The organism is Haladaptatus halobius (genome assembly GCF_020618475.1).
Lineage (GTDB): Archaea > Halobacteriota > Halobacteria > Halobacteriales > Haladaptataceae > Haladaptatus > Haladaptatus halobius.
In genome coordinates this window covers 1,366,841-1,392,996 of record NZ_CP085335.1, presented here as the reverse complement: position 1 = coordinate 1,392,996, position 26,156 = coordinate 1,366,841, and the positions used below count along the sequence as shown (strand labels likewise).

The window sequence follows — 26,156 nt, the reverse complement described above, 5'->3', positions numbered from 1 at the left end:
GTTCATCCTCGTTCATCGTCCTGCACCGCGAACGATGACTTCCGTTTATTGACGTGCCCGAAGTGGCCTCTGTGGTATGACGAACGACAGATCGACCGACGACCAGACGCGTCGCCAAAGCCGGACCCGAAACGACCGGACGCGCAGTTCGGGGCAGACACGAAGACGATTTCTCGCGGTCACCGGCGGTGCGCTCGTCGGACTCTCCGCGGTTTCCGCGGTTTCGACCGCCCAGCAGACGCCGCAGCCTGCGGAATCGTTCCGTCTCGGCGGTGAAGTCCAGGCGTGGCAAGGGCGCGCACCGCAGTCCATCTCCGGACAGCAGAACCCGACCCTTCAGTTGCAGGCGGGGCAGGTGTACGAAGTGACGTGGGAGAATCTCGACGGCCAACCGCACAACTTCGCGTTGCAGAACTCCGACGGACAGAACCTCGCCGTCATCTTCCCGGACGTGCAGACGAATACCGGCGGTGGCGGCGGTAATCAGGGCGGTGGCGGCGGAAATCAAGGCGGCGGACAGGTACAGCCACCGCAGGACGCTATCGAGGTGACGGAGACCGTCTCCCAACAGGGAGCAACCCAGACACTCCGATTCGTCGCCACGCAGGACGTCGCACGGTATGTCTGCGTCATCCATCCGACGACGATGGTCGGACAGGTGAATATGCAGGGAGGCGGTGGTGGCGGTAGTGGTGGAAGTGGTAGCGGAGGCAGCAACCAAGGCGGTGGAGGCGGTGATGGCGGTTACTAGGCGGTGATTGCGGTGATCAGGGCGACGGCCGGCAAAAGGGGTCGCTCGGAAGACGAGCCGCTAATCGGACGTTTCCGTCTCTTCCTGCGTTCGCTCTTCGACCGTGACGCGAGCGATGCGATTGTCCTCGACTCGGTCGACGTGCAGGCTGTAGCCGTCTAACTCCACTCGATCCCCGACTTCCGGGGCGCGTCCCAACTGACTCAGCACGAGACCTCCGATGGTCTCGAAATCCTCGCTCCGGAAGTCCGTACCGAGCACCTTGTTGACCGTTTGGATGGCGACGTGACCGTCCATCGCGTACGCACCGCCGTCGAGTTTCTCGACGGACGGCTCCTGCTCTTCGATATCGAACTCGTCGCGGATTTCGCCGACTATCTCCTCCAGGATATCTTCGACGGTCACGATTCCCTCGAACGCGCCCCACTCGTCGATGACCACCGCCATCTGTATCTCCCGGTCTTGGAACTCGGCGAGGAGGTCGTCGATGCGCCGGTCTTCGGGGACGACGAGCACTTCGCGCGCGAGGTCGCGGGCGGTGGACGCGTCTTCGCCGGACTCGACTGCGCGGAGCACGTCCTTGACGTGGACGAACCCCGCCGGCTGTTCGCCCTCGTCCCCGTCGAGTACGAGGTACCGGGTGTAGCTCCCTTCGGCGGCGACCGACCGAAGCGCTTCGAGAGGCATCGCCGCCGGGATGGTTTCCACGTCCGGTCGCGGCACCATGATTTCGCGGGCGACCGTGTCGCCGAACTCGAAGACGCTCTCTATCATCTCCGCCTCATCGGTGTCGATGTGGCCCTGCTCCTGCGATTTCGAAAGCACCATCCGTACGTCCTCCTCGGTGTGGACTTCCTCGGTCTCGGCCGCCGGCGAGACGCCGACGAGACGAGTGAAGAAGTTGGCGGTGCCGTTGAACACGACGATGCCGGGAACGAAGACGTAGTAGAAGAACTTCATCGGCGGGGCGACCGCGAGCGCGATTCGCTCGGCTTCTTGGATGGCGAACGTCTTTGGCGCGAGTTCTCCGAAGACGACGTGGAGGAACGTGATGAAACTGAACCCCAGCGCGACGGCCGCCACGTGGATGGCGCTCGCCGGAAGGAGCGACCCCAAAACCGGTTCGATGAGCGCCGCGACGGCGGGTTCTCCGATCCAACCCAGTCCGAGTGATGAGAGGGTGATACCGAGCTGGCAGACTGCGAGGTAGTCGTCTAGATTCCGCGTCGCCTCCTCGACCAGTTTCGCGGATCGCCTCCCCTCGTCGACGAGCGCGCCGACCCTCGTCGGGCGTATTCGCACGAAGGCGAACTCCGCGGCTACGAAGAAACCGTTCATGAACACCAAGAAGAACGCGACGAGAAGCTGGAAGAGAGAGATAGTTAGGTCTACCATCGCTCCACTAGCGGCGAATCGTCTCGACCCGATACGTCATCGGGAGGTTCGTCGGTGTTCGGCGTCTCAGTCGTGCGCCGGTCGCGGAGAACGTCCGCTCCGAGGTTGAAGGAAACGTCGCTGGCGGTAAGGAAGTCGCCGTCCAGTTCGGCGGAGCCGAGCATACCTAATCATAGTTCGTGATGTTACAAAACGGTAGCGACGAACGAGGCCGAACCGCGCCGATACGAAGGTTCGTTCCGATATCGTCGAATCGGACTTCGACAGAGAAGTTCGGCGAGACCGACGTCTCAGCCGAGCGTCCGCGGTCGCTTGAAGTACTGCTTGATACCGTCCGCGGCACGGTAGGCCAGTGCGCCGACCGTTCCGGTGGGGTTGTAGCCGCTGTTGTGCGGGAACGCCGACGCCCCCGGGATGAAGAGATTCTCCGCGTCCCAACACTGGAGATAGGAGTTGACGACGGAGTCGTTCGGGTTCGATCCCATGATGGCCCCGCCAGTGTTGTGCGTAGACTGGTACGGGCGGATGTCGTAGTGGCCGTTCTCGCCGATGACCTCCGTTCCGACGCCCATCTTCGTCGGGTTCATCGCCTCGATGATTTCGGCACAGCGTTGCCCCTCGAACGCGGCGAGTTTGCGGTCCTGTTCGGTCCAGTCGAACGTCATCCGGAGCAGGGGGTCGCCCCACTCGTCGGTGTACGTCGGATCCAAGTCGAGGTAGTTCGTCCGGTGGGGTAAGACGGCACCCTGCGCCGAGATGTTGACGGTGCTGTTGTGATACTTGACGCTGGCGCGCTTGAACTCGGCACCCCACTCCTTGTCCACGCCGGGCGGCGCATCGTTGTTCGCGATCGGTCGTTTCCCGGTCTGGCTGATGGCGATGTTGCCGCCGTGCAGGAAGTCGAGGCCGGTGTGGTCGAAGTTGTCGCCGTTCCAGTCGTCCACCGCCGCCCCGAGCGCGCCCGCCCCCATGTAGAGGTTCCACTCCTCCTCGTCGAAGAAGCCCGCCGCGCTACCGCCGAAGTTCTGGTAGCAGTAGTTCTTCCCGACGGTTCCTTCGCCCGTCTTCGGGTCGTACGGTTCGCCGATGTTTGAGAGCAAGAGCAGTTTGACGTTCCAAAGGATGTAGGCGGTCAGCGCGACGACCTCCGCCGGTTGGATGTACACCGTGTTATCGACGGTGTCGACGTACTTCACGCCGGTCACGCGACCCTCGTTCTCGTCGTAGATGAGGCGGCGCGCGTCGCACTGCGTTCGAAGTTCGAAGCTCCCCGTCTCCTGTGCGACCGGCAGTACGGTGACCGTCGGATCGGCTTTTGCGCCCCACTCGCAGCCGAACCGTTCGCAGTAGCCGCAGTACTGACACGGTCCGCGGGCGACACCGTCGGGATTCGTGTACGGTTCGGAGAGGTTGGCCGAGGGCGCCATGAACGGATGGAGACCGACGCTGGACGACGCTTCCATGAATCGCCCCAGCACGGGCGAGGTGATCATCGGTTGCGTCGGGTACTCCTCGTTTCGAGGCCCCTCGAACGGGTTACCCTCATCTTGAATCTCGCCTTCGAGGTTGCCCGCCGCACCGGAGATACCCGTCATCTTCTCGAACTGGAGGTAGTACGGCCTGAGTTCCTCGTAGGTGATGCCCCAGTCCTGTAGTTGCATATCCTCGGGAATCTTCTCCGGGCCGTACCGGTCGAGCGTCTCGGAGCGAATCTGGAAGTCGTAAGGGAGAAACCGCCACGTCTGGCCATTCCAGTGGACGCCGGCGCCGCCGACGCCCTTGCCGGGGAGGAACGACCCGAGTTGTCGCATCGGCAGCGCCTTCTGGTTCGGATTGTTTCGGAACGTGAGCGTCCCCTTCGAGAGGTCTTGCATCATCTCGTAGCGCAGGGCGTAGCGCAGTTCGTTGTGCATCGTGAGGTAATCTTCCGGTCCGCGCTCCTGGCCGCGCTCGATGCCGACGACCTGCTTGCCGTCTTCCGCGAGTTCCTTGCCGATGATACCGCCCGTCCACCCGACGCCGACACAGACCACGTCCACGGGGTCTAACACTTCAGGCATCGGCGTCACCCCCTTCGTCTCCCCCGCTTTCGTGGGAGTGGTGTCCGCCGCTGCGGTCCTCGTCGTTCCGACCGTCTCCCTTCAGTTCATAGCGCGAACCGTGGTCGTGGTTGTGAACCGCTCCCTGCGACGACTCCGACGACCCCGACGACCCTGCGCCGGTTTCGACGCCGACGGACTCCACGTCGTCTTCGACGCTTCGCGGCGGGATTCGGATGAATCTTTCCCTGCCGATCAGCTGCTTGTAGCTCCCGAGCGCCCCCGGCGACCCGGGGAAGCGCTTCATCCGCCACCCCTGCATGCCACGATTTCCGCCGTAAACCGGATCGCAGTACGCGCCCTCGAAGACGTTCGTGCGAAAGAGCGTGAAGAACTCCGACGGCTTGACCGACCGGAAGGTGTCCACCTCGTCGTTTTCGAGCGCGGTGAGCACCTCGACCTGCTGGTCGGGCGAGAGGTCGACGAAGCTACTACCGTATCGGTCGTTCGTGTACTCCTCTATCCACTCCAGCGCGAACTCGTAGGCTTCCTGCGGGACGAGGTTCGACTGCCATCCCTGATTCGGAATCGCACCCTCGAATCGGGTGACGAACGGCCCTTTCATGTACCAGTTCGCCCCCTCTCCCCACCCGTTGGACAGTCCGGCCAGTTGGCGGTCGATGAAGTAAACGACGCCGAGTTCGACCGCGCCCGGACCGAACTCGTCGGACGGGAACACTCGGGCGGCCATCGCCTGCACCAATCGCGCTTGGTCGATGTCGAGTTGAACGAGCGCCTCCTCGTCTACCCCCGCATCCCCCTCCGGCGCGTCCTGCTGCGTCCGGCCGCGGGCGACGTCCGCCGCTTGCCCCGCGAGTATCATCGCTCCCCCCGCGAACCCTGACTGTTCGAGAAACGCGCGTCGCGTGAAGTCGAATCGTGTCTCTGTGAAGTCGAATCGTGTCTCTGGTTGTTCGCCTGACATCGTATCCCGGTGGTTCGACCAGCGGGACTGAATAATAATTATCGACCGTTATGGACAGTTCACGGAGTATTACGGCGTTTGTCGCGACACCCGAGACGGTAATCGCTCGTGTCACCGACGAACGACGCGAACGGTCTGGTCGGTTTAACGCGCAGACCGAAGTACGCTCATTGTGATGCAGATGTATCATATCGCCGTCGTTTTGATGACGGTCGCGCTCGTCACCGGCCCCGCGGTCGGGGGTGCCGCAGTGGAGAGCACTTCGATGGGGGATGGCATTCCGGTACACGAGACGAACGATCGAGGAAACGACCATATTCAACGAAACGGACTCGTCGAGCAACAGAACGGCGCGCAGGGTACTCAGCAGAACAACGCTTCCTTCGAACCGGTGCAGATAGAGGGAGAGACGGTCTCGGTGGCCGGCGTTCCGCTCCGGGTCGAACAAGGGTTGTTGACGCTCCGAAATGGGACGCTGTCGCTGTTCGTGAAGCGCGGGGCGGTGGTCGCGGGGGACGCGTCGGCGGCGGTGACGAACGCACGATTCGTGGTGGGTGACGACGTGACTCCCGCCGAGGCGCGGCAGGTTCGGCGGGGAATCGAACGCGGAAATCCCGCCGTTTTCCCGATTGAGACAGTCTCACACGCCAGATTGGGTCTCGGACTCGTCGTGGTCGAAGCGAACGGAGTCGTCTTCCGCGATACGAACGTCAACGCGAGCGTCGGGGAACCGCGCGTTCCTCCGGGCGGGGAACTCGCCGGCCCGCGAGAGCGGTCCTTCGAGGTGACGAACATCAGCGCGCCGGAGAACGTCTCGGTCGGCCAGTCCTTCGAGGTCTCCGCGCAGGTGCGAAATCCGGTCGACAGGGCCGGAACGGAGGTGATACAGTACCGATTCGGGGGGGTCGTCGTTCAGACCCAGACGGTGACGCTAGGGCCGGACGAGTCGGAGACGGTGACCTTCCAGATCAGTTCGGGCCAGATAGCAGGCGAACCGGGAACCTACGACCACGGCGTGTACGCATTTGACAGCAACCAGACCACTCAAATCTCGCTCACCGGCGGGCAGAACCAGAGCGTTCGATCGTGACGACCGAACTCCCTGTCGTCGGTTCTCGCCCGTCGGTGAGGGGTTTCGGCCCCGCCAAAGCTAACACGTCGCCCGCCGAGCGACCGATATGAACGCGACGACGGGATTCGTCACACAGGTCGGGATGGCCTACGAGGAGGCGTTCGAAGTCGCGGGCGACCTCGGCTTCGACTACGTCGAACTCATGATGGACGGGGCGACCGAACGTCAGCGTCTTGACCCGGACGCGGTGCGGGCGCGGGCCGACGAGTGCGGCATCGACCTCGCGGTTCACCTCCCGTTCGCCCTCGACATCGGGACGCCGTTCGAGCACGTTCGGAACGGGGCCGTCCGCGAACTGCAGGCGGCCGTCGAGACGGCGAGCGAGTTCGGGGCGACGAAGGGGGTCGTCCACGCCAGTTCGAACGCGTGGAAACCTGCCTGGGACGCCGAGGTGGTCGGGTCGAACGTGGTCGAGTCGGTGACAACCCTCGACGAGTTCGCCCGCGAACGGGGGTTCGAAATCTGCGTCGAGAACATTCCCGGCGGCTGGTTCTCCATCCACGACTTCGACCGCATCTTCGAGGAGACGGACGCCTCGATGACCCTCGACACGGGTCACGCGCGGATGGACGGCCTGGAATCGAAGGGCATCGCCGCGTTCGTCGGCGAGTACGGCGGCCGAATCTCGCACTTCCACCTGAACGACACGCGACTGGAGAAAGACGAACACCTCCCGTTCGGGGCGGGAACCATCGACTTCCGCGAAATCTTCGGAGCCTTGCCCGACGGTTGGGACGGAACCCTCTCGCTGGAGGTGTTCACGCTCGATTACGGCTACATCGAGACCAGTAAGGCGTACTTGGACGAGCTGTTGTAATCCGTGGAAAATCGAAATCGAAGGGTGGTCGCACTATCTCGAAGCCGAATCTCACTCGGAAGTTGAAAGGGCAGAACTTATGTCAGCTGACCGTCTTTCTCGCAGAAGATGGTTCGAGAGGATATCTATCAGGGGGCACTTGTCGGACTGCCCGCTCTGATTTCGTTGCAACTCGTCGTCGTGATACAGCTTCTGAGCGACGCGTTCGACGCGGCGGAAATCTGGGAGCTGCTGGAGTTCGTCGTGACGTACGTTCCCCTGCTCTTCGCGGTGGTTCTGCTCGCGCACTGGTACGGTGCGGTGAAGGGTTCGAAAGCGGACACTCTGTCCGAAGAACGACGATAAGACCGACGGAGTTCGAGCGGTCGTACCCACCTGAACCGGTCGTTACGGGGAGGAATCCGATCGACGTCGTTCCGACATCGCGTGAGCAAATCCTTTGTCGCTGGCTCGCACACGCAAAACCATGACGGAGAACTCGCCGACGCCGCGAATCCTTGTCTCGGGCGAGACGCTGGTGGACTTCCTGCCGGAGCGACCCGGCCCGCTCTCCGACGTGTCGGGGTTCGAGCGCAGGCCGGGCGGCGCGCCCGCGAACGTCGCGGTGGCGCTCTCTCGACTGGACGAGACGCCGTGGTTCTGGACGCAAATCGCCCGCGACCCCTTCGGCGACTTCCTCGTCGACGCGCTCGCCGACCACCTGCCCGACCGGTTCGTCGAGCGCGACCCGGACGCGAAGACGACGCTGGCGTTCGTGACCCACGACGAGGCGGGCGACCGGGCGTTCTCGTTCTACCGCGACGGGACGGCGGACACTCGACTTCGACCCGGCGGCGTGTCTGACGACGCGCTCGCCGAACTGGAGTGGGTGTACGTGGGCGGCGTGATGCTGACGACCGACCCCGCTCGCTCGGCCACGCTCGACCTCGCGGAGCGCGCACGCGAGGCCGACTGCGCCGTGGTATTCGATCCGAACGCCCGACCCGAACTCTGGTCCGATGGCGAGTTCGCCGAGGCCGTCCGCGAGATGCTGCCCTTCGTCGACGTCGTGAAAGCGACCCCAGACGACCTCGAGATGGCCGGATTCAGCGCCCGCGACCTCGCCGACTCCGCCGACCTCGCCGCGGCCGCCAATCCGCCCGACTCCGGCGACCCTGCCAACCTCGCGGCCGACGTTTGCGAGGAGGGACCGCACACTGTCCTGCTCACGCTCGGCGGCGCGGGAGCGTACGCGCACGCGACCGCCGACGCTCCGTGGGGTGCCGGGGCGGCCGCTCACGAGGGGTACGACATTTCGGTCGTCGACACCACGGGTGCGGGCGATGCCTTCACCGCCGGTGCGCTAGCCTCGCTGGCCGACGGCCAACCGCTCGCCGAAGTGCTCGCGTTCGCCAACGCGGTCGCCGCCCTGACGACGACCGAACCGGGCGCGATGACGGCGCTCCCGACGCGCGACTCGGTCGCGAAGTTGCGAGATTCGTAGCCAAAGTGATGCGATTCGTAACGCCACTTTTAAGCCATCTACGAGGGATCCGAAAACAGACCGTGGCTGAGAACGCATGACCGACACGACAGGCGATACGACGGATACGATAGAGCCGGAAGGCCCCGCGAACCTCGAAGAGGCGTCGTTCGTGGAGTACGGTATCGAAGACAAACCGCCGCTGCTGGAGTCGATATTCCTCGGCTTCCAGCACTACCTGACGATGATCGGCGCGAACATCGCCGTCCCGCTGGCGCTGGCGAGCGCGATGAACATGCCGACTGAGCAGACGGCGCAGTTCGTCGGCACCTTCTTCGTCGTCTCGGGGGTTGCGACGCTCGCCCAGACGACGTTCGGCAATCGCTACCCCATCGTCCAAGGGGCGACCTTCTCAATGCTCGCGCCCGCACTGGCCATCATCGGCGTCATCGGGGCGGGGTGGCAGACGACCCTGCTCGAACTGCAAGGGGCGGTCATCGCGGCTTGCGCCGTCGAAGTGATCGTCGGCTATCTCGGGCTGATGGGACGGCTGAAGAAGTACCTCTCGCCAGTGGTCATCGCGCCGACCATCGCGCTCATCGGGCTGTCGTTGTTCGGCGTCCCCCAGATCACCGACGTGAACGCCAGCGTACCCGGAGCACAGCAGGACTGGTGGCTCCTCGGTCTCACCCTCGGCCTCATCGTCCTCTTCTCCCAGTACCTCAACAAGCGCCGCGCGTTTCGACTGTTCCCCGTCTTGCTCGGCGTCGTCTCGGCGTGGTTTATCGCGTTCGTGTTGTCGTGGACGGGGTTCTACGCCCCGGCCTCGCCGGGCTACGTGAACTACGGACAGGTCGTGCGAGCCGACCTCATCCAGCCCGTGATGCCCCTCCAGTGGGGGATACCCCAGTTCACGCTCCCCTACATCATCGGGATGTTCGCGGGCGTCGTCGCCTCGATGGTCGAGAGCTTCGGCGACTACCACGCCGTCGCTCGCCTCTCCGGCGTCGGCGCGCCGAGCAGGAGGCGGATCGACCACGGAATCGGGATGGAGGGCCTCGCGAGCGTCTTCGCCGGAATGATGGGCACCGGCAACGGCTCGACCTCCTACTCCGAGAACATCGGGGCTATCGGTCTGACGGGCGTCGCCTCGCGCTACGTCGTCCAGATCGGCGCGGTCGTCATGCTCGTCGTTGGCTTCGTCGGCTACTTCGGCCAACTCGTGGCGACCATCCCGGCACCCATCGTCGGCGGACTGTTCATCGCCATGTTCGGACAGATAGCCGCGGTCGGCCTATCGAACCTGAAGTACGTCGATATGGACTCCTCGCGCAACCTATTCATCGTCGGCCTCGCCCTTTTCGCCGGTCTCGCCATCCCGGCTTACATCGGCCAACTCGGCGTCGGAGTGGAGCGGAGCGGTGCCGAAGTGTTCCAGGCGGGCATGGAGGGGGTCGCGGTGCTCGGCCCGGTGCTCGGCACCGACCTCGTCTCCAACACCCTCTACGTCATCCTCGGAACCGGCATGGCGGTCGGCGGCATCGTCGCGTTCGTCCTCGACAACACGGTCGAAGGAACGCGAGAAGAGCGTGGTCTCGAAGCGTGGGAGGCCATCACCGAGGACGAAAGCGAGTTCCAGAGCGCCTTCGAGCGATTCGGCTCCGGTCGCGGCACCGACTCCTCGCGGGCCGACTGACGCGGTTCGGACGAATCGGGTTTTGTGACTTGATAGGGAATAAAAACTATCGACGACGGTCGGCGTATTCGCTACGAAACTTCGGCCTTTGCGATAGGGAATCAACTAACCCGAAAAATATACACCCACAACCTTTTGTTCATTCCTAGCGTGCGTAGCGATAGCACATCGCATTTGGGATTCCAATGACGGCAGATGATTCGGAGACCACGACAGAATCGTCCACCAACGACTCGACGACCGACGACGCGCCTGCCGGAAGCAACAAGTCGGAGATCGAATCGCTTCGGGACGAACTCGAAGTGACGAAGGTACGACTCCGCACCGCCGAGAGGAACCTACGGTGGATGGCACAGCAGCAGGCCACGGAGACGGGGAAGAGCGTCTGCCCGCAGTGCAACTCCGGCGGTTCGCTGACGGTCGAGCGAACCGCGACGGGGAAGAAGAAAGTCGAGTGTCGAAACTGCGGAGAACGGTTCGTTTAGCAGACGACCACCCGGCGCGTCCGCGGTCCGTCGCACTCCACGAACAGTATCGACTGCCACGTTCCGAGTTGGAGTTCGCCGTCCTCGACGGGAATCGTCGCGTGCTCACCGAGCAACGCCGACCGGAGATGTGCGTCCGCGTTGTCGTCCATTCGGTCGTGTTGATAGTCGTCGGCCTCCGGAATCAGACGCGACAGCGCGTTTTCGAGGTCGGTGAGCAGACGGTGTTCGTTCTCGTTGACGACCACCCCGGCGGTCGTATGCGGCACGAAGACGGTGCAGGTGTCGGCGTCGGCGGAGTCGGCGACGCACTCCGCCACTCGGTCGGTGATGTTGACGATGTCCACGCGCTCGGCGGTTCTCACTTCGAGTTCCATCACCCCGACTTCGACTCGCGGGGTCTAAATTCCCGGCCCGAAATGAAACAACCATGAAAGAGCAACAGACCGTCGCACGGTTTTCGCCGAGAACGAGCTAGACGCGCCACCCGCATACCGACTGCTCGACCTCGCGTCGGAGGTCGGCGAACTGGCGAAAGATGCGAACGAATCGACCGCCTACGGTGCAAAACGCGACGCGATTTCGGTCAACTCGAACGAGTTGGAAGATGCGCTCTTTTCGCTCCTGTCGCTTGCTGAATCGTTGGATATCGACGCCGGTGCGGCCCTGGACGAGGCGATGGCGAAGTACGAGTCTCGAATCGAAGAACGGGACGAGATGAATTCCCGCCGAAACGATCGCCTCGATCGGCAGTAGCTCAAAATCGCCGGCAGCTGAAACCACGACGTACAAATAGACGACACTGAACCCGGAAATTATCAAATTTAATAACTGTTAACCGAAAGAACTATTCGTAACTCGACTATCCATGGCTTTGAATGACTCTTGATATATCGAGGCGGATTATCTGCGTCTGACCGGGGGACTTCCGGCGGTCGGTACGCTGTCCGGCTGTCTCGGTGGGAAGCTGAACCAGTCGCCGATCCAATTCGGCGCGCTGTTGCCGCTCTCGGCATCGAGATTCCTCGGAACCGTTGCGAAACACCACCGTCACGCGGTCGAACAAGCGGTCGCCGACATCAATCGCGCGGGCGGGCCGCTCGGCGAACCATCGAACTCACGGTCGAGGACAGCGAACTCGACCTCAAAAAGGCGAAGAAGGCCTTCGACTCCCTCGTCGACGCGGGGGTCATCGGATTCGCCGGGCCGATCGTCAGCGACATCTCGCTCGCGCTCTCCGAGAGACTCGCCAGCGAGGGCATCATCGCGGTCAGTCCGTCCAGCACGCACCCGGCGCTCGCGTCGGCGGGCGCGGCGAACGAGACGAAAGAAGCGGTCGGCGACATCGAATGCCGCATCGACACCGTCAGGGAACACGCGGAACTGACCGCCGACGATATCCGGAAGACGCGCGACGCCATCTCAGACGGTACCGAAATGGTTCACAAGGCCCAAGAATCGCTTCGGGAGATCGTGAACAACGTCGAGGAGACGAGCATCGGCGTCAGCGAGATAAACGACGTGACATACGACCAAGCCGCGACCACGGAGGAAGTGGTCGCCGTGATGGACGAAGTGACGCGGATCAGCGAGGAGACCGCCGCGGAGGCGGAGGAGGTGGCGGCCGCGACAGAAGAACAGACCGCCTCGCTCAGCGAAGTATCCCGAAGCGCCGAATCGCTTGCACGACAAGCGGAATCGCTCGCCGCCACGGTTGATAGCTTCCACGTCGGCTCCCCCGCCGATTCGAACGACGAGGCGTAATCGCCGAGTCGTCGCCTGCAAACGAAGACGGCACCGCCACCGATTTATCGCCCCAGAAAGAGATACCGTCATGCACCAGCGAGCGCGAGAGTTCGGCGAGCGCGCCGACGCGGAGTACGGTTTCGACGTGGACGTTCACGAGTTCCCGGAGGGAACGAAAACCGCCGCCGACGCCGCCGACGCCATCGGATGCGAGGTGGCACAGATCGCCAGCAGCCTCGTCTTCCGCGTCGGCGACGACCTCGCGGTCGTCGTCACCAGCGGGGCTAACCGAGTGAGCGAGGCGAAACTCGCCGACGCCGAAGACGTACCGGAAAGCGAGGTCGGGATGGCCGACGCCGCCGAGATTCGGAACACGGTCGGCTGGTCCATCGGCGGCGTGCCGCCCTTCTGCCACGACGCCGAACTGCCCGTTTATCTGGACGAGACGCTCGCGGAGTTCGAGACGGTGTGGGGTGCGGCGGGGACGCCCGAGGCCGTGTTTCCGATCGCGCCCGAAAAACTGCGGGAGTTCTCGGGCGCGACCGTCGCCGACGTGAGCGAATGAGAGTAATCGAAACTTCGATTTTACTACAGTTCACACCTTCCGCCATGAGTCTCTTCGAAACGGGCTTGTTGTTGGTCTTGGACGCGAGTCTCGGAATGTGGCTCGGAAGCACGATCTTATTCTCATTCATCGGCGCGCCGACGACGTTCGACGTGCTCGACGACGACGCGGGGGAGGTGGTCAACGCCATCTTCCCGAAATACTACGAGTTCGGCGAGGTACTCGGCTTTACCGCGGTTTTTGCCGCGATAATCGCCGGGAGTGAGAACGCGCTGGATTCGGTCGCCGCGCTCACGATTGGACCGCTCGTACTGGTCGCGCTCGCCGCCACCATCTACGCCAATGCAAGACTCGTCCCGAAGATGGGGGAGCCGGACGACAAGAGATTCGCCAAGTACCACAAGCAGTCGGTGCTGTTGAACGACGTCATCATGCTCGCGGTTGCGAGCGGTCTGGCTCTCTCGCATCTGTGAAAGGAACCTACACCCTGCTGGTCGAACTCGTCCGTCCCGCGACGATCGAGTTCGGCGCGAAAGGCGCGATGGAACTCGATTCGGGCAGGTACGCCTACACCGGCAGCGCCTTCGGACAGGGTGGCTTCTCGCGCGTCGACCGCCACGCACGAGTCGCCTCCGGAGAAAACGACGCCCGCCACTGGCACGTCGATTACTTGCTCGGCCATCCCGACGCCCGACTCGCGGGAGACGTGCGAACACCGGACGAAGACGTGGAATGTGCAGTTGCCCGGAACCTCAGCGACGAAGTTCGGTCGGTTTCGGGAATCGGGGCATCCGACTGCGACTGCGGGACGCACCTCCACTACGCATCCGACCGAGACGCCCTCGAACGCGCGGTTCGACGGGCGCACGACCGCGATGGCTAATTCTCGCGGTACGCGAGACGGGCACTACTTTTAATCCCGCGCTGACCGATTTCCGAACGATGGGTAACCGCGTACTCTCCGATATCTTCGCGCCGTCACGAGTCGCAGTCGTCGGAGCGACCGAGAGCGAAGGCTCAATCGGTCGCGCCATCGTGACGAACCTGCGCGACGACTTCGACGGCGAGACGGTGCCCGTGAACCCGAACTACGACGAGGTATTCGGCCTGAAGTGCTACCCCGACCTCGCCTCCGCCCCGGACGTCGACCTCGCGGTGGTCGTCGTGCCGCCCAACGTCACCGTCGACGTGGTGCGCGACGCGGGCGAGGCGGGCGTGCAGAACGTCGTCGTCATCACTGCCGGGTTCGGCGAAACGGGACGCGAAGGAGCGGAGCGAGAGAAGGAATTGCAGGAAGTCGCGGCCGAGTACGACCTGAACCTCGTCGGCCCGAACAGTCTCGGGGTGATGAGCACGCCCGTCGACATGAACGCGACCTTCGGCCCGGATAACGCCCTGCCGGGATCGATGTCGTTCATGAGTCAGTCGGGGGCGTTCATCACCGCGGTGCTCGACTGGGCCAACGACGAAGGGCTGGGCTTCAAGGACGTGGTGTCGCTCGGAAACAAGGCCGTGCTGGACGAGACGGATTTCGTCAGAGCGTGGGGCGATGACCCCGACACCGACGTTATTCTCGCCTACCTCGAAGGCATCGAGGACGGCGAGGTGTTCATCTCGGCGGCCCGCGACGCGACCGACGACACGCCTATCGTGATGGTGAAATCCGGACGAACCGAGGCGGGGGCGCAGGCCGTCTCCTCGCACACCGGGACGCTGGCAGGCAGCGACCGCGCCTACGAAGCGGGCCTCCGGCAGGCGGGCGTCCTGCGCGTCGAGAACGTCCAAGAACTGTTCGACTTCGCCCAGATTCTGGCGGGGCAACCCCTACCCGAGCGGGACGAGGTAGCTATCGTCACGAACGCGGGCGGGCCGGGCGTGATGACTACCGACGCCGTGGGCGATTCGAACCTTTCGCTAGCGTCGTTCTCGAAAGAGACTCACGACGCGCTCTCGGAGGCGATGCCGGAGGAGGCGAACATCTACAACCCCATCGACGCCATCGGGGACGCCGACATCGACCGGTTCCACAGGGCCATCGACCTCGCGCTGGCCGACGAGAACGTCGGCGCGGCGGTGGTGCTCTCTGCCCCGACCGCGGTCATCGACTACCCCGACCTCGCGGAGGCGATCGTCGAGCTACAGGCGAAACACGACAAACCGGTCGCGGCGACCCTGATGGGCGGGGAACGCACCGAAAAAGCGAAAGACGCGTTGCGCGAGGGTGGCATTCCGAACTACTTCGACCCTGCGCGGGCGGTGCGGAGCCTCGACGCGCTCGTCTCGTACCGTGACATCAGTCGGCGCGAGTACGAGGAGCCGACGACGTTCGACGTGGACAGGGAGCGCGCACGAGAGATACTCTCGCGGGCGAAAGACCGCGGCGACAACCGCCTCGGCGTGGAAGCGATGGAGCTCCTCGACGCCTACGGAATCCCGACGCCCGACGGAGTTATCGTCGACGCGCCGGAGGACGCCGTGGCCGCCGCACAGAACATCGACGGGGAGGTAGTGATGAAGATAGTCAGCCCCGATATCCTGCACAAATCCGACATCGGGGGGGTGCGAGTCGGCGTCTCGAACGAGGACGTGTACGACGCCTACGAAGACCTGGTGACGCGAGCGCGCAACTACCAGCCCGACGCGACCATCCTCGGCGTGCAGGTACAGGCGATGGTCGACCTCGATTCGGGCACCGAGACCATCATCGGAATGAACCGCGACCCGCAGTTCGGTCCGCTCCTGCTGTTCGGACTCGGCGGCATCTTCGTGGAAATCCTCGAGGACACCACCTTCCGGGTCGCGCCCGTGAGCGAGCGCGAAGCCCGCGAGATGATAGACGAAATCGAAGCCGCGCCCCTGCTTCGCGGCGCGAGGGGCCGCGACCCCGCCGACGTGGAGGGCGTGGTCGAGAGCATCCAGCGCCTCTCGCAACTCGTGACCGACTTCCCCGCCATCCTCGAACTGGACGTGAACCCCCTCGTCGCCACGCCCGACGGCGTGCGCGCCATCGACATCAGACTGACCGTGGACACGGACGAACTATGAACACGATACTCGTCACCGCAACCGAAGAAAGCACAGGTAAGACCGCCGTCGCTCTCGCGCTGGCGCGGCTCGCACAGGAGCGCGGGCTGTCGGTGGGCTACATGAAACCGAAGGGAACCCGCCTCCAGAGCAACGTGGGTAAGACCTTGGACGAAGACCCCATGCTGGCCCGCGAACTGCTCGGATTGGACGCGGAGATGCACGAACTCGAACCCGTCGTTTACTCGCCGACTTTCATCGAGCAGGCCATCCGCGGTCGCGCGGAGCCCGAAGAACTCCGCGAGCAGGTTCGAACGAGCTTCGAGTCGCTTGCCGAGAGCACCGACCTGATGGTCGTGGAAGGCGGCGGTAAACTCACGACGGGCGGCATCGTGAACCTCACCGACCCGGAGGTCGCCGACCTGCTCGACGCCGACGTGCTTCTCCTCTCGCACTACGAGCGGGGAAGCGACGTGGACGACCTTCTCGCCGCCGTCGGCGACGTGGGTGACCGACTCGAAGGCGTCCTGTTCAACGCCGTGGCGAACGCGAACTTCGACCCGCTCGAAACCGACGTGGTTCCCTTCCTCGAAGGGCGCGACGTTCCAGTCCTCGGCGTCGTTCCGCACCAGCGAGACCTCGCGGGCGTTACGGTGGGCGACCTCGCGGAGGAACTCAACGCCGATTTACTCACCGGGGCCGACACCGACGCCTTCGTGGAGCGATTCGTCGTCGGCGCGATGAGCGGCGATAAGGCGCTGCGCCACCTCCGCCGGACGAAAGACGCCGCGCTCGTCACCGGGGGCGACCGCCCCGACCTGCACACCGTCGCGCTGGAAGCGCCCGGCGTGAAGTGCCTCGTGCTGACCGGCGGGTTCCGCCCGCCGGGAGCCGTCATCGGCAAGGCGGAGGAGAAGGGCGTCCCCATCCTGCTTGTGCAGGGGGACACCCTGACGACCATCGAACGCGCCGAGGATGTAGTTCACAGCGGTCGAACCCGAGACGAGGAGACGGTCGAGCGGATGCGAGAACTCCTCCACGACCACGCCGATGTGGACGCGCTGGTAGGTGAGTCGGAGGTCGACGGGGAGTAATGTGTCCGCGGACGAGCGCGTCGTGACCGACAAGGAGGACACCGCAACCGCCGGCCCGGACGTCGTGGTCGTCGGAGCCGGGCCGGGCGGGTGCGTGTTGAGCTATCTCCTCGCTCGAAGCGGCGTCGAGACGGTCTTGCTGAAGCGCCACGCCGACCTCGATCGCGAGTTCCGAGGATACTTCTTCCAACCGCTCGTGCTCCGGTTGTTCGAGGGGATGGGCGTGCTGAGCGACGTGCTGGCGCTCGACCACGACGAGATTCGACGCCCCGTCGTGACGGTGTTCGAACGCTCATACGACGTCATCGACCTCTCGACGCTCCCCGTGTCCTACGACTACGGCCTGCTGATGGAACAGCCGCCGCTGCTTCGACTGTTCGTCGACCGCGCGAACGAGTTCGACGACTTCGAATTTCGTCCCGCGACGACCGCGACCGACCGCGAACGCGACGAGGAACTCGAGCTCCGGAGCCGCCTCGTCGTCGGCGCGGACGGGCGATACTCCGCGGTTCGGAAGGCCGCCGGAATCAATCCTGGACTGTTCGACTCCGACGTGGAACTGTTGTGGTTCAAACTGCCGGCGGACGCGGTCGGCACCGCCGCGCAAGGACGCATCGAGAGCGAGGGTATCTTACTCTACTTCGGACTCGGCGCTGAGGACGCGCAGGCCGGATGGTTCGTCGAGAAGGGAACGTATCCGGCGATTCGAGAGCGAGGAATCGACGCCCTTCGGAAACGGGTCGCGGCGGTCGATTCGACCATCGCCCGTCACCTCCGGAGCTTCGACCAGTGCTCGCTCCTCCGCATCGAACCCGGGCGGAGCGAGACGTGGACGAAAGACGGCCTCCTCCTGCTCGGCGACGCCGCACACGTCGCTTCGCCGGTCGGCGGACAGGGCAACGGTCTCGCCATCCAAGACGCGGTGGTCGCCTATTCGATCATCGTGACTGCGCTGGAGGCGGCGGACGACACGCTTCCGAACGAGCAACTCGGTCGGTTCGAATCGCAGCGACGTCCCGCAGTAGAAGAAGTCCTGCACCTCCAGCGACGGGGAGAACGGGTGCTGTCGTGGTACGTCCCCCACCGCGATTCCATTCCGGCGTGGGTCGGGGGTCCGCTGGCGAGGATGCTGTTCGAGGTGCTTCCGAAAACCGCGTCGTTCCGGTGGACGTGGGAGACGTTCGCGCTCGGCCCCGAACCGATCCCGGTGGACACCGCGGCGTTCGAGTCCCCCCAGTGAACCTCGCCGCGGACGCTTCTATCCGCGGTTTTCTCGCGTCTTTTCGTCGCTCTTTCGAGACCACGTCGCAAAAAAAGAGGAAGTATTGTTTCCGCAATCGGGAGAAAAACCGATGCGATAACGTTTCGCGAGAACCGTTCAGTCCGCGTGTTGCGCTCCGGAGTACTGGGGCGACTGCGTCTCGACTTCGGATTCGGCGAAACCGTCGAACGGGTTCGGCGAGCGAAGGATAGCGATGAGGCTCCACATGACCCCCGTGAGGAACGACCCGGCGGCGGAGAGGCTCATCCCGAGAGTGAAGAACGCGGTTCCGTAGACGATGCCGATGGTGGCGGACGGGAGAGAGGTTCCGAGCGGGATGTTCGCCATCGAATCTCGCAGGGTCGGCACGAGGACGAGGAGGGAGAAGACGCTGCCGCAGAGGAACACGATATCTTGCCACATTATCTCTCTACCTCGACTGTAATCGTTTGCTGGAAGGCTGTTTCATTCATCAACTCGTGGTAGGAGACGGTGATTAATAAGTCTTACTCACTTTCGAGTAAAAATTTATGGGAACGGTTGGTACGGTAGTGACTCGCTTACGATTCTCGTTACTCAATCGCACGACGCGCTCCTATCGGACGGAACGAGCGGTTCGCCGCGGGCGTCGGTCGGGGCGCGGTCGTCGCTACGACCGATACGATTTTCCCCGGCTTCCGAAAACAGAACCTACTTACGCCGTTCTGACTGACTGGTCAGTTAATGAACCAGCTAACCGACGCGTCGGACACCCGTGAATCCATCATGCGCGCGACGTACTGCGCGCTCTGCGAGCACGGGTACGCCGACCTGACGATGCAGGATATCGCGGCCGAGTTCGAGAAGAGCAAGTTGCTCATCCACTACCACTACGAGACGAAAGAAGACCTCTTCGTCGCCTTCCTTGACTATCTCCTTGAGAATCTCCGCGAACACGTAGAGACCATCGAAAACGACGACCCGGCGGAGCGACTGCGGGAGTTGTTCGACCTCTTCCTGTCGGGGCCGTCGGACGACGAGAAACGTGATTTCCACGTCGCGCTCCTCGAACTCCGGGCGCAAGCGCCGTACAGCGACGACTACCGCAAGCAACTACGACGTAACGACCGCTACCTCCACGACCTCGTCGCCGACATCGTGCGCGACGGCGTCGAAGCGAGCCAGTTCGATTCGACCGACTCGGACGAGACGGTGACCGTTCTGCTGGCGACCGGCGACGGCGTTCGAATCCGACGCGCCACGCTCGGCGTGAATGACGCGGACGGCGCCATCGACGACCTGTTCGCGCGCTATCTCGGCTGGGAGGAGACGGCGTGAGCACGCGCGATTTCGAGGTGAACCTGACGGAGGGAGAACTGCTGAAGCCGCTGCTCGTGCACTCGTTACCCATCGTCCTCTCGCAGTTGATGCAGGTCACCTACAACCTCGCGGACACGTTCTGGGTGGGTCGCCTCGGATAGCACGCAGTGAGCGCCCTCTCCTTCTCGTGGCCGCTCGTCTCCCTCATGATTTCGGTCGGCGGCGGGTTCACGGTCGCCGGAACCGTGCTCGTCGCACAGAACAAAGGTGCGGGCAACCACGACCGGGTCGACCACATCGCGGGCCAAACCATCGCGTTCGTCACGGTCGTGGCGATGGCCTTCTCGGTGTTTGAATGGGTGTTTGTGCCGCAGATGCTATCGCTCATCGGGACGACGCCCGGCACGCAGGTTCACGCGTACTCGGTGGAGTACACGCGTACCATCTTCCTCGGCGTGTTCTTCATGTTCGGCTTCTTCATCTTTCAGGCGCTCCTGCGCGGCTGGGGCGACACGACGACGCCGATGTTCCTCATGCTGTTCGGCGTGGTCATCAACGTCCTGCTCGACCCCTTCCTCACCCTCGGATTTCAGGCGAATCCCGTCTTCGAGTATCTCGGTCTGATGGGCCTCCAATCGTCGCTGTACCAAGCGACGGGATTCGCCGGGTTCGGCGTACAGGGAGCGGCGATAGCCACGGTCATCTCCCGCGGTATCGGCGCGGCGGTCGGCTTCACCCTGCTCTTTTCGGGCCGAGTCGGCATCCACCTTTCGCTCGACGACCTGCGACTGCGCGCCGAATCGGTTCGCAGAATCGTGGCGATCGGCGCACCCATGAGCGTCGAACAGAGCACTCGCGCGCTCGGAATCACGGCGCTGACCGCCCTCTTCGCACTGGCCGGAACCGACGCGGTCGCGGCGTTCGGCATCGGCAATCGCCTCACCTCGCTCGTGTTCCTCCCCGCGCTGGGGCTCGCGCAGGGTACCGAGACGGTGGTCAGCCAGAACATCGGCGCTGAGAAAACCGAACGCGCGAAGCGGGCCGTCTACCTCGCAACCGGCCTCATCACGGCCGTTCTCGCCGTCGTCGGTGCGGTCGCGTATCTCTTCGCCGAGCCGATAACGAGTATCTTCATCACCGGCGAAGGTGCGGCGCGAGTGGTCAAAATCGGCGGCGATTATCTCCGAATCGTCGGCCCGACGTTCTTCGGTATCGGCGTGTTCCGCATCGTCTCCGGCGGCTTCCGCAGAAGCGGGAGCACTCGAGTGGCGATGGTACTCTCCATACTCTCGTTGTGGGTGTTCCGACTTCCCTCCGCCTACGCGCTCATCGAGTGGCAGGGCATGGGTGCGACGGGTATCTGGTACGGCGTGGCGCTCTCGAACGTGTTGACCGCCACCGTCGCGGCCGCGTGGTTCCTCCGCGGAACGTGGACCGATTCGGTGGTCGAACTGACCCGAAAACCCGCCGTCACCGACGATTAACTGACAGGGATAGAACCATACGGGGAATTTATCACCGAACGTGGCCGTGTAAACAGCATAATAAGGTTGATAGCGGGCTGGTCACTATGAACGCCTAGCAATGAACCGACGAACGTTTCTCGCGGCGGGTGCGGTGTCGGTCGCGGGATTGAGTGGCTGTCTCGGCTTCGGTGGAGGGTCGGGTTCGAAATCCGAGGAAGGGTTCGAGACAAAAAAACAAAACGGGGAACAAGTCCCGCTTGCCCCTCTCTCCGTCACCCACAAATGGTACAAGCAGGACAAGGCTAAATTTGCGGACGCCCGCGGGCAAAAGCAGTACGAGATGTCCCACATCCGCGGCGCGGTGCTCAGTCCCGCACCGAATGGCCAGTCGAAAAACGACCCGATCTCTTCGTGGCCGAAAGACCAGCGCATCGTCTGCTACTGTGGCTGTCCACACCATCTCTCCTCGATGCGCGCGGCCCAACTGTTGAAGAACGGGTACGAGAAGGTGTACGTCATCGACGAGGGGTTCTGGGCGTGGCACGAGAAGGGATACCCCATCAAAGGTCAGAACACGTCGTACAACCCGACGGCGTACGTCATCGACGGATTCGCCGACCCCGCCTTCGTCGGCGAGACGGCGTGGGCACGCCACTTCGAGACGGGACAGAAAGAAGCGACCGACATTCTGAACGACGGTTCGTACTCGATGCACATCAAGTTTCACGACGTGACGCCCGACAGCGTCATCACCGTCCAGACGCCGGCGTACGAGGTGGAAGGAACGATCGCGGAGCTCTCATCGCGGGTCATCACCGGATAGCTCGGTCTCTCGCCTTTGTCTGCATCTCTGATGTTTGTGACGGCGTTTCTCAACCTTTATATCGGTCGTAGCGTGTGACCGATACTCAATGATACGGTGTAGTCAGAGCGGCTGCGGCTGGATCGCCATCGCTCCCTCTGAGCGGGCCGCGTGGAAACAGTACGAGACGCACATCCTGCGGGAACACGTCGAAGCGGTCGAGACGGACGTGCCGGATGGGTGCGTGCAGGTTCGAACCGACGACGGCGAGTGGAAGACGATGACCCGCGAAGAGGCGCGCGAGTTCTACGACGATTAGACGGAGAGCTCCCTGTCTATCGGGTCTTCTAAATCTCCGAGGACGGCTTCGAACGCATCGGTCGCGGTCACCAGTCCGACCACCTCGCTTCCATCGAGCACCAGCGCGAGTTCCTGATTTTGGGCCTGAAAGAGGTCGATGACGTCGCTAACGCTGGTTTCCGCGGCGATCGTCATCGGCTCGTGCGCGATGTCGACGAGCGAGACGTCCCCCGATTCGAGCGCGTCGTAGTATTTGACGACGGTCGGCGCGTACACGATTCCGCGATACTCGTCGAACGACTCGCCGATGACCGGATACCGGACGAGCGGGTTCGATCTCATCCGTTCCAGATTCTCCTCAAAAGGGGCGGCGGTCGAGAGTGCGACGATGTCGTCGCGGGAAACCATGATGTCGCGGACGGGAAGCATCTCGATCTGGAGGGCGGCCAGAATCTCCTCTTCGCGTTCCCGCGAGAGGTCGTCCACCCGACTGAGTACGTCACCCATCTGGCGGTGGAGGTCGGCCCTGCTGACGACCTCTTGCCCGCCTTCTTCGCTCGCCGTCCACGAGCGCGTGATCTCAACGCCGAACAGGCCGAGTAACCATTTGGCGGTTTTATCGGCGACGACGATGACGGGGGCCATGAGTTTCGTCCACCAGTAGAGCAGACCGGAACCGTACCGGGCGACGAACTTCGTTCGCTCGATACCGAGATACGTCGGGGCCTGCTCGCCGACGATGACGTGCAAGAGGTTGATGAGCGCGAGCGCGAGAATCGCCGACAGCGCGTGTGTCGACCCCGTGCCGAGCCCGACGACTCTCACGACCGGCGCGAAGACGTGCGCGACGGCGGGTTCGGCCACGACGCCGAGTCCGACGCTGGCGATGGTGATACCGACCTGACAGCCCGAGAGATATATCTCGAGGCGGTCGGTCATCTCCCACGCGCGTCGAAGCCCGGTCGAGTCGCCGAATTCGTCCTCGTTGAACTGTCTCACCCGCGTCATAGCGAACTCGATGACAACGAAGTAGGCGTTCATCAGCAAGAGGAACGCACCGCCGATGAGGCGAAAGAGGGTGAGAACTTCGACCATCAAGCGTCCCTTCACCGGTAACCGTCCTAACTCTGATGGGGTCGTCGAAAACCGACGGAATATTTCGAAGGAGGATTGCCATGAAATAGCCGAGCGGAGCAGAACAGTTTGTGCATCTATCCATTCATAAATATCCCAGAATTTTCAATGAGGAAAGTTATACTGACAGAACTAATGCTCCGTGTTGTGTCGCAACAAACAATGCGGTCATTACTGAAGACCAGCGGTACAGCACTGGGTGGCATTGCGGTCGGCAGTACGGTTACAGCGGCGGAATCGACGGAACGATTCCTCGTCAAGTCGAACAAGGTATCTGCATCCGACCTCGACGCGAGTGGCGTCGAAGTCGTTCACGACCTCATCGCCATCGACCTGTCGGTCGTCCGCGGAAGCGAATCCACCATCCAGTCGTTCGGCAGCGACTACGCCTCGGACGTGATGTACTCGCTCGACCTGCCTATCACGCAGTCGCCGATTACGCAGGCGCAGTTGGCGACCGACGAACCATTCTACGCGCTCTAGTGGGACAAACAGGAACAGGACATCCCTGAGGCACATGAAATTACGCGCGGTGAGGGTACTCGCGTCTCGGTCATCGACACGGGCGTCGACCCGAATCACCCCGACCTTACGCATACGGTGAACACTGACCTGTCGCGCAACTTCACCAACGACGGTGGCGACTTCACCGACGCGGACTACCATGGCACGCACGTGAGCGGTATCGTCGCGTCGAACGGCCAGAACGAGGAAGGTGTCGTCGGTTCCGCGCCTGGCACGGATTTCGTCGCGTGGCGCGTCTTCTCCGCCACGGGCGATGCGTCGTGGGGCGACATCCTCGCCGCCATCGTCTACAGCGTCGAAATTGGTTCGGACGTTGCGAACCTCAGCCTCGACGCGTACCCCGTTCCGCGCAACGAGGACGGTTTCGGGCAGTTTTACGACGGCGTCCTGAACAAGACGATGGCGTACGCGCGCCGCAACGGTATGCTCGTCGTCTGTGCAGCGGGCAACGACGCAGCAGAAAGCCAACCTCGTCCTTTCGAACGGCGAACCCGAGATTTCGAGTCCGCTCTCGGTGATGGAGCAAGTCGCCGCTCAGAACAAATCATTTAACCAAACCTTCGTCGCCGCGGACACCGACGGAAACGGCGTTCCCGACAGGAACCTGAAGAAGGTGTACGACGAACTGTACACCATCGCACCCGACCAAGCCGCGGGCGTCGTTCACCGCGAAGACGGCGAGTACCGCGTGCTCCGGATGACGATTTCGGTGAACGGAGGCGCATCGAGCACCGCCGTCACCGAGCAGATGCGCGACGTGGCCGACGGCTTCGACGGCCTCGAAGCGACCGCGATGGGACAGTCCATCGTCTTCGAGATCGTATAGAAACAGCTGCTCGACACGGTCATCCAAAGTCTCGTCCTCACGATGGTCGCCGTGTTCGCGTTTCTGATGCTCGTCTACCGGATCACGGAGGGCAGCGCGACCCTCGGGGCGGTGACGCTGCTTCCCGTCCTGTTCAGCGTGACGTGGATTCCCGGCACGATGTACCTGCTCGGCATGCCGTTCAACGTCCTGACGGGCATGATCACAAGCCTGACCGTCGGGCTGGGCGTCGCGTACAGCATCCACCTCTCCGAGCGGTACAACGTCGAACTCAGAACGACGCGGGTCGGCATGGGAAGCGATGCACGTCAGCCTCACCGGAACCGGCGGCGCGCTGCTCGGGAGCGCGGCGACCACCGTGGGCGGCTTCGGCGTGCTCGTCTTCGCCATCCTCCCCGCCCTCCAGCAGTTCGGCATCATCACGGGGCTGACCATCATCTACGCCTTCCTCGCCAGCGTGTTGGTACTCCCGAGTCTGCTCGTCGTCTGGACGCGCTATTTCCGGCCGGGCGCCCACGGAGCCATGGAAACCAAATCGACGGCCTCCGCGACTGGAGAGGACTGAGATGAACGAGGACGACGCCATCGACGCGCTCGAAAGTCTTGGCCTGTCGAACTACGAAGCGAAAGTGTTCGTCGCGCTCCAGAAGTTGGGAACTGGGACGGCGAGAGACATCCACGGCGTCACCGACGTACCGCGCTCACAGGTGTACGGTGCCGCCGAGAACTTACAGCAGCGCGGCCTCGTGGAAGTCCAGCAGTCGAAGCCGCTCCAGTATCACCCCGTGAGTTTGGACGCCGCGAAATCCCACCTCCGAGACCGATTCGAACGCAGGCAAGAGCGGGCATTCGACTACCTCGAAACCGCGAAGAACGAGTTCGTGGAGGGTGACGAGGAGCGCGAAGACGTGTGGACGGTCGACGGGCGCAACGCCGTCGGCAGCGTGTCGAGCAGTTGGTCGAGGAAGCCGAATCGCGAATCATCTTCGGCGTTCACGACGCCTCGCTGTTTCCCGAGACGATTGCGGACGCCTTGCGAGAACGCGCCGAGGCGGGCGTGGACGTGCTCGTCGTCGCCGACGATCCGGCCATCCGTGAGCGATTCGACGAACAACCGATAGTCAGCCTACCCGACGAACCACCGGAAAACTGCGCCGGTCGCGTGTTGGTCGTCGACGACGACACCGTCCTCATCAGCGTACTCGGCGGCGAGACGGCCATCTGGAGCTCGTAGACCGGTTTCGCGGCGATCCTTAGCCAGTTCATCGACGCGCGAATCGAAGACGCAACGGAGAACTGACTCGACTCCCGTCGCTGACACGTCGAATTTCGCACGACACTTTAAATATCAA

General features: G+C 63.2%; 29 protein-coding genes and 2 pseudogenes. 22 read left to right on the top strand and 9 right to left on the bottom strand.

Annotated features, from left to right (window positions below; all coding sequences use genetic code 11):
* Positions 1–76 precede the first annotated feature (76 nt).
* Positions 77–751 (top strand): hypothetical protein, encoded by a 675-nt coding sequence (locus LIW51_RS07840; RefSeq protein ID WP_227376636.1) that lies wholly within the window; start codon positions 77–79, stop codon positions 749–751.
* 60 nt (positions 752–811) lie between these two features.
* Here the strand turns inward: LIW51_RS07840 and LIW51_RS07835 are convergent, their stop codons facing one another.
* From LIW51_RS07835 to LIW51_RS07820, 4 genes are all read right to left on the bottom strand, one after another.
* The gene (locus LIW51_RS07835) at positions 812–2,146 is read right to left on the bottom strand and encodes a hemolysin family protein (protein WP_227376635.1); all 1,335 of its coding nucleotides are present in this window, start codon (positions 2,144–2,146) and stop codon (positions 812–814) included.
* Positions 2,140–2,310: a hypothetical protein gene (locus tag LIW51_RS07830; protein WP_227376634.1), complete on the bottom strand. Its 171-nt coding sequence runs from the start codon at positions 2,308–2,310 to the stop codon at positions 2,140–2,142. The genes LIW51_RS07835 and LIW51_RS07830 overlap by 7 nt, the downstream gene beginning before the upstream one ends.
* 126 nt (positions 2,311–2,436) lie before the next feature.
* Positions 2,437–4,206, bottom strand: a complete 1,770-nt coding sequence (locus LIW51_RS07825) for a GMC family oxidoreductase (protein ID WP_227376633.1) — start codon at positions 4,204–4,206, stop codon at positions 2,437–2,439.
* Positions 4,199–5,170 carry a gluconate 2-dehydrogenase subunit 3 family protein gene (locus LIW51_RS07820; protein ID WP_227376632.1) on the bottom strand — a complete coding sequence of 324 codons (972 nt, stop codon included), beginning with the start codon at positions 5,168–5,170 and terminating at the stop codon, positions 4,199–4,201. The genes LIW51_RS07825 and LIW51_RS07820 overlap by 8 nt, the downstream gene beginning before the upstream one ends.
* Positions 5,171–5,345: 175 nt before the next feature.
* Between LIW51_RS07820 and LIW51_RS07815 the strand changes: the two genes are divergently transcribed.
* The 6 genes from LIW51_RS07815 (at position 5,346) to LIW51_RS07790 (ending at position 10,762) form a co-directional block, all read left to right on the top strand.
* Positions 5,346–6,260, top strand: a complete 915-nt coding sequence (locus LIW51_RS07815; RefSeq protein ID WP_227376631.1) for a hypothetical protein — start codon at positions 5,346–5,348, stop codon at positions 6,258–6,260.
* Positions 6,261–6,348: 88 nt separating this feature from the next.
* Positions 6,349–7,119 carry a sugar phosphate isomerase/epimerase family protein gene (locus LIW51_RS07810; RefSeq protein WP_227376630.1) on the top strand — a complete coding sequence of 257 codons (771 nt, stop codon included), beginning with the start codon at positions 6,349–6,351 and terminating at the stop codon, positions 7,117–7,119.
* Positions 7,120–7,227: 108 nt separating this feature from the next.
* Positions 7,228–7,464 (top strand): hypothetical protein, encoded by a 237-nt coding sequence (locus LIW51_RS07805; RefSeq protein ID WP_227376629.1) that lies wholly within the window; start codon positions 7,228–7,230, stop codon positions 7,462–7,464.
* Between the two features lie 121 nt (positions 7,465–7,585).
* The gene (locus tag LIW51_RS07800; RefSeq protein ID WP_227376628.1) at positions 7,586–8,602 is read left to right on the top strand and encodes a carbohydrate kinase family protein; all 1,017 of its coding nucleotides are present in this window, start codon (positions 7,586–7,588) and stop codon (positions 8,600–8,602) included.
* A 76-nt stretch (positions 8,603–8,678) separates the two neighbouring features.
* Positions 8,679–10,277, top strand: a complete 1,599-nt coding sequence (locus LIW51_RS07795) for a uracil-xanthine permease family protein (RefSeq protein ID WP_227376627.1) — start codon at positions 8,679–8,681, stop codon at positions 10,275–10,277.
* A gap of 185 nt (positions 10,278–10,462) precedes the next feature.
* Positions 10,463–10,762 carry a zinc ribbon domain-containing protein gene (locus tag LIW51_RS07790; RefSeq protein ID WP_227376626.1) on the top strand — a complete coding sequence of 100 codons (300 nt, stop codon included), beginning with the start codon at positions 10,463–10,465 and terminating at the stop codon, positions 10,760–10,762.
* Here LIW51_RS07790 and LIW51_RS07785 read toward each other — a convergent pair.
* The gene (locus LIW51_RS07785) at positions 10,759–11,139 is read right to left on the bottom strand and encodes a secondary thiamine-phosphate synthase enzyme YjbQ (RefSeq protein ID WP_227376625.1); all 381 of its coding nucleotides are present in this window, start codon (positions 11,137–11,139) and stop codon (positions 10,759–10,761) included. The genes LIW51_RS07790 and LIW51_RS07785 overlap by 4 nt on opposite strands.
* A 97-nt stretch (positions 11,140–11,236) precedes the next feature.
* A complete protein-coding gene (locus LIW51_RS39080) occupies positions 11,237–11,545 on the bottom strand; it encodes a hypothetical protein (protein ID WP_368411760.1) in 309 nt (102 codons plus the stop codon).
* A 102-nt stretch (positions 11,546–11,647) separates the two neighbouring features.
* Here LIW51_RS39080 and LIW51_RS07775 point away from each other — a divergent pair, with 102 nt between their 5' ends.
* From LIW51_RS07775 to LIW51_RS07745, 7 genes are all read left to right on the top strand, one after another.
* On the top strand, positions 11,648–12,526 hold the full coding sequence (locus LIW51_RS07775) for a hypothetical protein (RefSeq protein WP_227376624.1): 879 nt from the start codon (positions 11,648–11,650) through the stop codon (positions 12,524–12,526).
* Positions 12,527–12,596: 70 nt separating this feature from the next.
* Complete coding sequence (locus LIW51_RS07770) at positions 12,597–13,073, top strand: YbaK/EbsC family protein (RefSeq protein ID WP_227376623.1); 477 nt, start codon at positions 12,597–12,599, stop codon at positions 13,071–13,073.
* Positions 13,074–13,117: 44 nt separating this feature from the next.
* Positions 13,118–13,546, top strand: a complete 429-nt coding sequence (locus tag LIW51_RS07765) for a DUF4149 domain-containing protein (RefSeq protein ID WP_227376622.1) — start codon at positions 13,118–13,120, stop codon at positions 13,544–13,546.
* Entirely contained in the window at positions 13,543–13,956 is a 414-nt protein-coding gene (locus LIW51_RS07760; protein WP_227376621.1) for a GIY-YIG nuclease family protein, read from the top strand. Before LIW51_RS07765 ends, LIW51_RS07760 begins: the two co-directional genes overlap by 4 nt.
* A 59-nt stretch (positions 13,957–14,015) precedes the next feature.
* The gene (locus tag LIW51_RS07755) at positions 14,016–16,118 is read left to right on the top strand and encodes an acetate--CoA ligase family protein (protein ID WP_227376620.1); all 2,103 of its coding nucleotides are present in this window, start codon (positions 14,016–14,018) and stop codon (positions 16,116–16,118) included.
* A complete protein-coding gene (locus LIW51_RS07750; RefSeq protein ID WP_227376619.1) occupies positions 16,115–17,191 on the top strand; it encodes a phosphotransacetylase family protein in 1,077 nt (358 codons plus the stop codon). The genes LIW51_RS07755 and LIW51_RS07750 overlap by 4 nt, the downstream gene beginning before the upstream one ends.
* A gap of 1 nt (position 17,192) precedes the next feature.
* On the top strand, positions 17,193–18,431 hold the full coding sequence (locus LIW51_RS07745) for an FAD-dependent monooxygenase (RefSeq protein ID WP_227376618.1): 1,239 nt from the start codon (positions 17,193–17,195) through the stop codon (positions 18,429–18,431).
* Between the two features lie 138 nt (positions 18,432–18,569).
* Here the strand turns inward: LIW51_RS07745 and LIW51_RS07740 are convergent, their stop codons facing one another.
* Positions 18,570–18,875, bottom strand: coding sequence for a hypothetical protein (locus tag LIW51_RS07740; protein WP_227376617.1), 306 nt, complete (start codon positions 18,873–18,875; stop codon positions 18,570–18,572).
* Between the two features lie 300 nt (positions 18,876–19,175).
* Between LIW51_RS07740 and LIW51_RS07735 the strand changes: the two genes are divergently transcribed.
* From LIW51_RS07735 to LIW51_RS07715, 4 genes and pseudogenes are all read left to right on the top strand, one after another.
* Positions 19,176–19,769, top strand: a complete 594-nt coding sequence (locus LIW51_RS07735; protein ID WP_227376616.1) for a TetR/AcrR family transcriptional regulator — start codon at positions 19,176–19,178, stop codon at positions 19,767–19,769.
* A pseudogene (locus LIW51_RS07725) lies at positions 19,766–21,235 on the top strand (MATE family efflux transporter). Before LIW51_RS07735 ends, LIW51_RS07725 begins: the two are co-directional and overlap by 4 nt.
* 100 nt (positions 21,236–21,335) lie before the next feature.
* Entirely contained in the window at positions 21,336–22,040 is a 705-nt protein-coding gene (locus LIW51_RS07720; RefSeq protein WP_227376613.1) for a rhodanese-like domain-containing protein, read from the top strand.
* A gap of 88 nt (positions 22,041–22,128) precedes the next feature.
* Positions 22,129–22,338: a hypothetical protein gene (locus LIW51_RS07715; RefSeq protein ID WP_227376612.1), complete on the top strand. Its 210-nt coding sequence runs from the start codon at positions 22,129–22,131 to the stop codon at positions 22,336–22,338.
* Here the strand turns inward: LIW51_RS07715 and LIW51_RS07710 are convergent.
* Positions 22,335–23,414, bottom strand: coding sequence for a CNNM domain-containing protein (locus tag LIW51_RS07710; protein WP_227376763.1), 1,080 nt, complete (start codon positions 23,412–23,414; stop codon positions 22,335–22,337). The genes LIW51_RS07715 and LIW51_RS07710 overlap by 4 nt on opposite strands.
* 186 nt (positions 23,415–23,600) lie before the next feature.
* On the opposite strand from LIW51_RS07710, the gene LIW51_RS07705 reads away from it, so the two are divergent.
* The 4 genes and pseudogenes from LIW51_RS07705 (at position 23,601) to LIW51_RS07690 (ending at position 25,925) form a co-directional block, all read left to right on the top strand.
* The gene (locus tag LIW51_RS07705; RefSeq protein WP_227376611.1) at positions 23,601–23,936 is read left to right on the top strand and encodes a hypothetical protein; all 336 of its coding nucleotides are present in this window, start codon (positions 23,601–23,603) and stop codon (positions 23,934–23,936) included.
* A 21-nt stretch (positions 23,937–23,957) separates the two neighbouring features.
* Positions 23,958–24,530 (top strand): S8 family serine peptidase, encoded by a 573-nt coding sequence (locus LIW51_RS07700; RefSeq protein ID WP_368411777.1) that lies wholly within the window; start codon positions 23,958–23,960, stop codon positions 24,528–24,530.
* A pseudogene (locus LIW51_RS07695) lies at positions 24,418–25,369 on the top strand (MMPL family transporter); the annotation flags it as partial. The gene LIW51_RS07700 and the pseudogene LIW51_RS07695, both read left to right, overlap by 113 nt.
* 1 nt (position 25,370) lies before the next feature.
* The gene (locus LIW51_RS07690) at positions 25,371–25,925 is read left to right on the top strand and encodes a TrmB family transcriptional regulator (RefSeq protein ID WP_227376610.1); all 555 of its coding nucleotides are present in this window, start codon (positions 25,371–25,373) and stop codon (positions 25,923–25,925) included.
* A gap of 5 nt (positions 25,926–25,930) precedes the next feature.
* Here LIW51_RS07690 and LIW51_RS39890 read toward each other — a convergent pair whose 3' ends face one another.
* Positions 25,931–26,125 carry a hypothetical protein gene (locus LIW51_RS39890; RefSeq protein WP_227376609.1) on the bottom strand — a complete coding sequence of 65 codons (195 nt, stop codon included), beginning with the start codon at positions 26,123–26,125 and terminating at the stop codon, positions 25,931–25,933.
* Positions 26,126–26,156 lie beyond the last annotated feature (31 nt).

Excerpts from the sequence above, each read along its gene's own strand:
- LIW51_RS07710 (WP_227376763.1), bottom strand. The coding sequence starts at position 23,414 with ATGGTCGAAGTTCTCACCCTCTTTCGCCTCATCGGCGGTGCGTTCCTC.
- LIW51_RS07830 (WP_227376634.1), bottom strand. The coding sequence starts at position 2,310 with ATGCTCGGCTCCGCCGAACTGGACGGCGACTTCCTTACCGCCAGCGAC.
- LIW51_RS07740 (WP_227376617.1), bottom strand. The coding sequence starts at position 18,875 with ATGTGGCAAGATATCGTGTTCCTCTGCGGCAGCGTCTTCTCCCTCCTC.
- LIW51_RS07805 (WP_227376629.1), top strand. The coding sequence starts at position 7,228 with ATGGTTCGAGAGGATATCTATCAGGGGGCACTTGTCGGACTGCCCGCT.
- LIW51_RS07835 (WP_227376635.1), bottom strand. The coding sequence starts at position 2,146 with ATGGTAGACCTAACTATCTCTCTCTTCCAGCTTCTCGTCGCGTTCTTC.
- LIW51_RS07750 (WP_227376619.1), top strand. The coding sequence starts at position 16,115 with ATGAACACGATACTCGTCACCGCAACCGAAGAAAGCACAGGTAAGACC.
- LIW51_RS07690 (WP_227376610.1), top strand. The coding sequence starts at position 25,371 with ATGAACGAGGACGACGCCATCGACGCGCTCGAAAGTCTTGGCCTGTCG.
- LIW51_RS07790 (WP_227376626.1), top strand. The coding sequence starts at position 10,463 with ATGACGGCAGATGATTCGGAGACCACGACAGAATCGTCCACCAACGAC.
- LIW51_RS07840 (WP_227376636.1), top strand. The coding sequence starts at position 77 with ATGACGAACGACAGATCGACCGACGACCAGACGCGTCGCCAAAGCCGG.
- LIW51_RS07755 (WP_227376620.1), top strand. The coding sequence starts at position 14,016 with ATGGGTAACCGCGTACTCTCCGATATCTTCGCGCCGTCACGAGTCGCA.
- LIW51_RS07820 (WP_227376632.1), bottom strand. The coding sequence starts at position 5,170 with ATGTCAGGCGAACAACCAGAGACACGATTCGACTTCACAGAGACACGA.
- LIW51_RS07720 (WP_227376613.1), top strand. The coding sequence starts at position 21,336 with ATGAACCGACGAACGTTTCTCGCGGCGGGTGCGGTGTCGGTCGCGGGA.
- LIW51_RS07825 (WP_227376633.1), bottom strand. The coding sequence starts at position 4,206 with ATGCCTGAAGTGTTAGACCCCGTGGACGTGGTCTGTGTCGGCGTCGGG.
- LIW51_RS07785 (WP_227376625.1), bottom strand. The coding sequence starts at position 11,139 with ATGGAACTCGAAGTGAGAACCGCCGAGCGCGTGGACATCGTCAACATC.
- LIW51_RS07810 (WP_227376630.1), top strand. The coding sequence starts at position 6,349 with ATGAACGCGACGACGGGATTCGTCACACAGGTCGGGATGGCCTACGAG.
- LIW51_RS07770 (WP_227376623.1), top strand. The coding sequence starts at position 12,597 with ATGCACCAGCGAGCGCGAGAGTTCGGCGAGCGCGCCGACGCGGAGTAC.
- LIW51_RS07715 (WP_227376612.1), top strand. The coding sequence starts at position 22,129 with ATGATACGGTGTAGTCAGAGCGGCTGCGGCTGGATCGCCATCGCTCCC.
- LIW51_RS07815 (WP_227376631.1), top strand. The coding sequence starts at position 5,346 with ATGCAGATGTATCATATCGCCGTCGTTTTGATGACGGTCGCGCTCGTC.
- LIW51_RS07800 (WP_227376628.1), top strand. The coding sequence starts at position 7,586 with ATGACGGAGAACTCGCCGACGCCGCGAATCCTTGTCTCGGGCGAGACG.
- LIW51_RS07795 (WP_227376627.1), top strand. The coding sequence starts at position 8,679 with ATGACCGACACGACAGGCGATACGACGGATACGATAGAGCCGGAAGGC.
- LIW51_RS07765 (WP_227376622.1), top strand. The coding sequence starts at position 13,118 with ATGAGTCTCTTCGAAACGGGCTTGTTGTTGGTCTTGGACGCGAGTCTC.
- LIW51_RS07735 (WP_227376616.1), top strand. The coding sequence starts at position 19,176 with ATGAACCAGCTAACCGACGCGTCGGACACCCGTGAATCCATCATGCGC.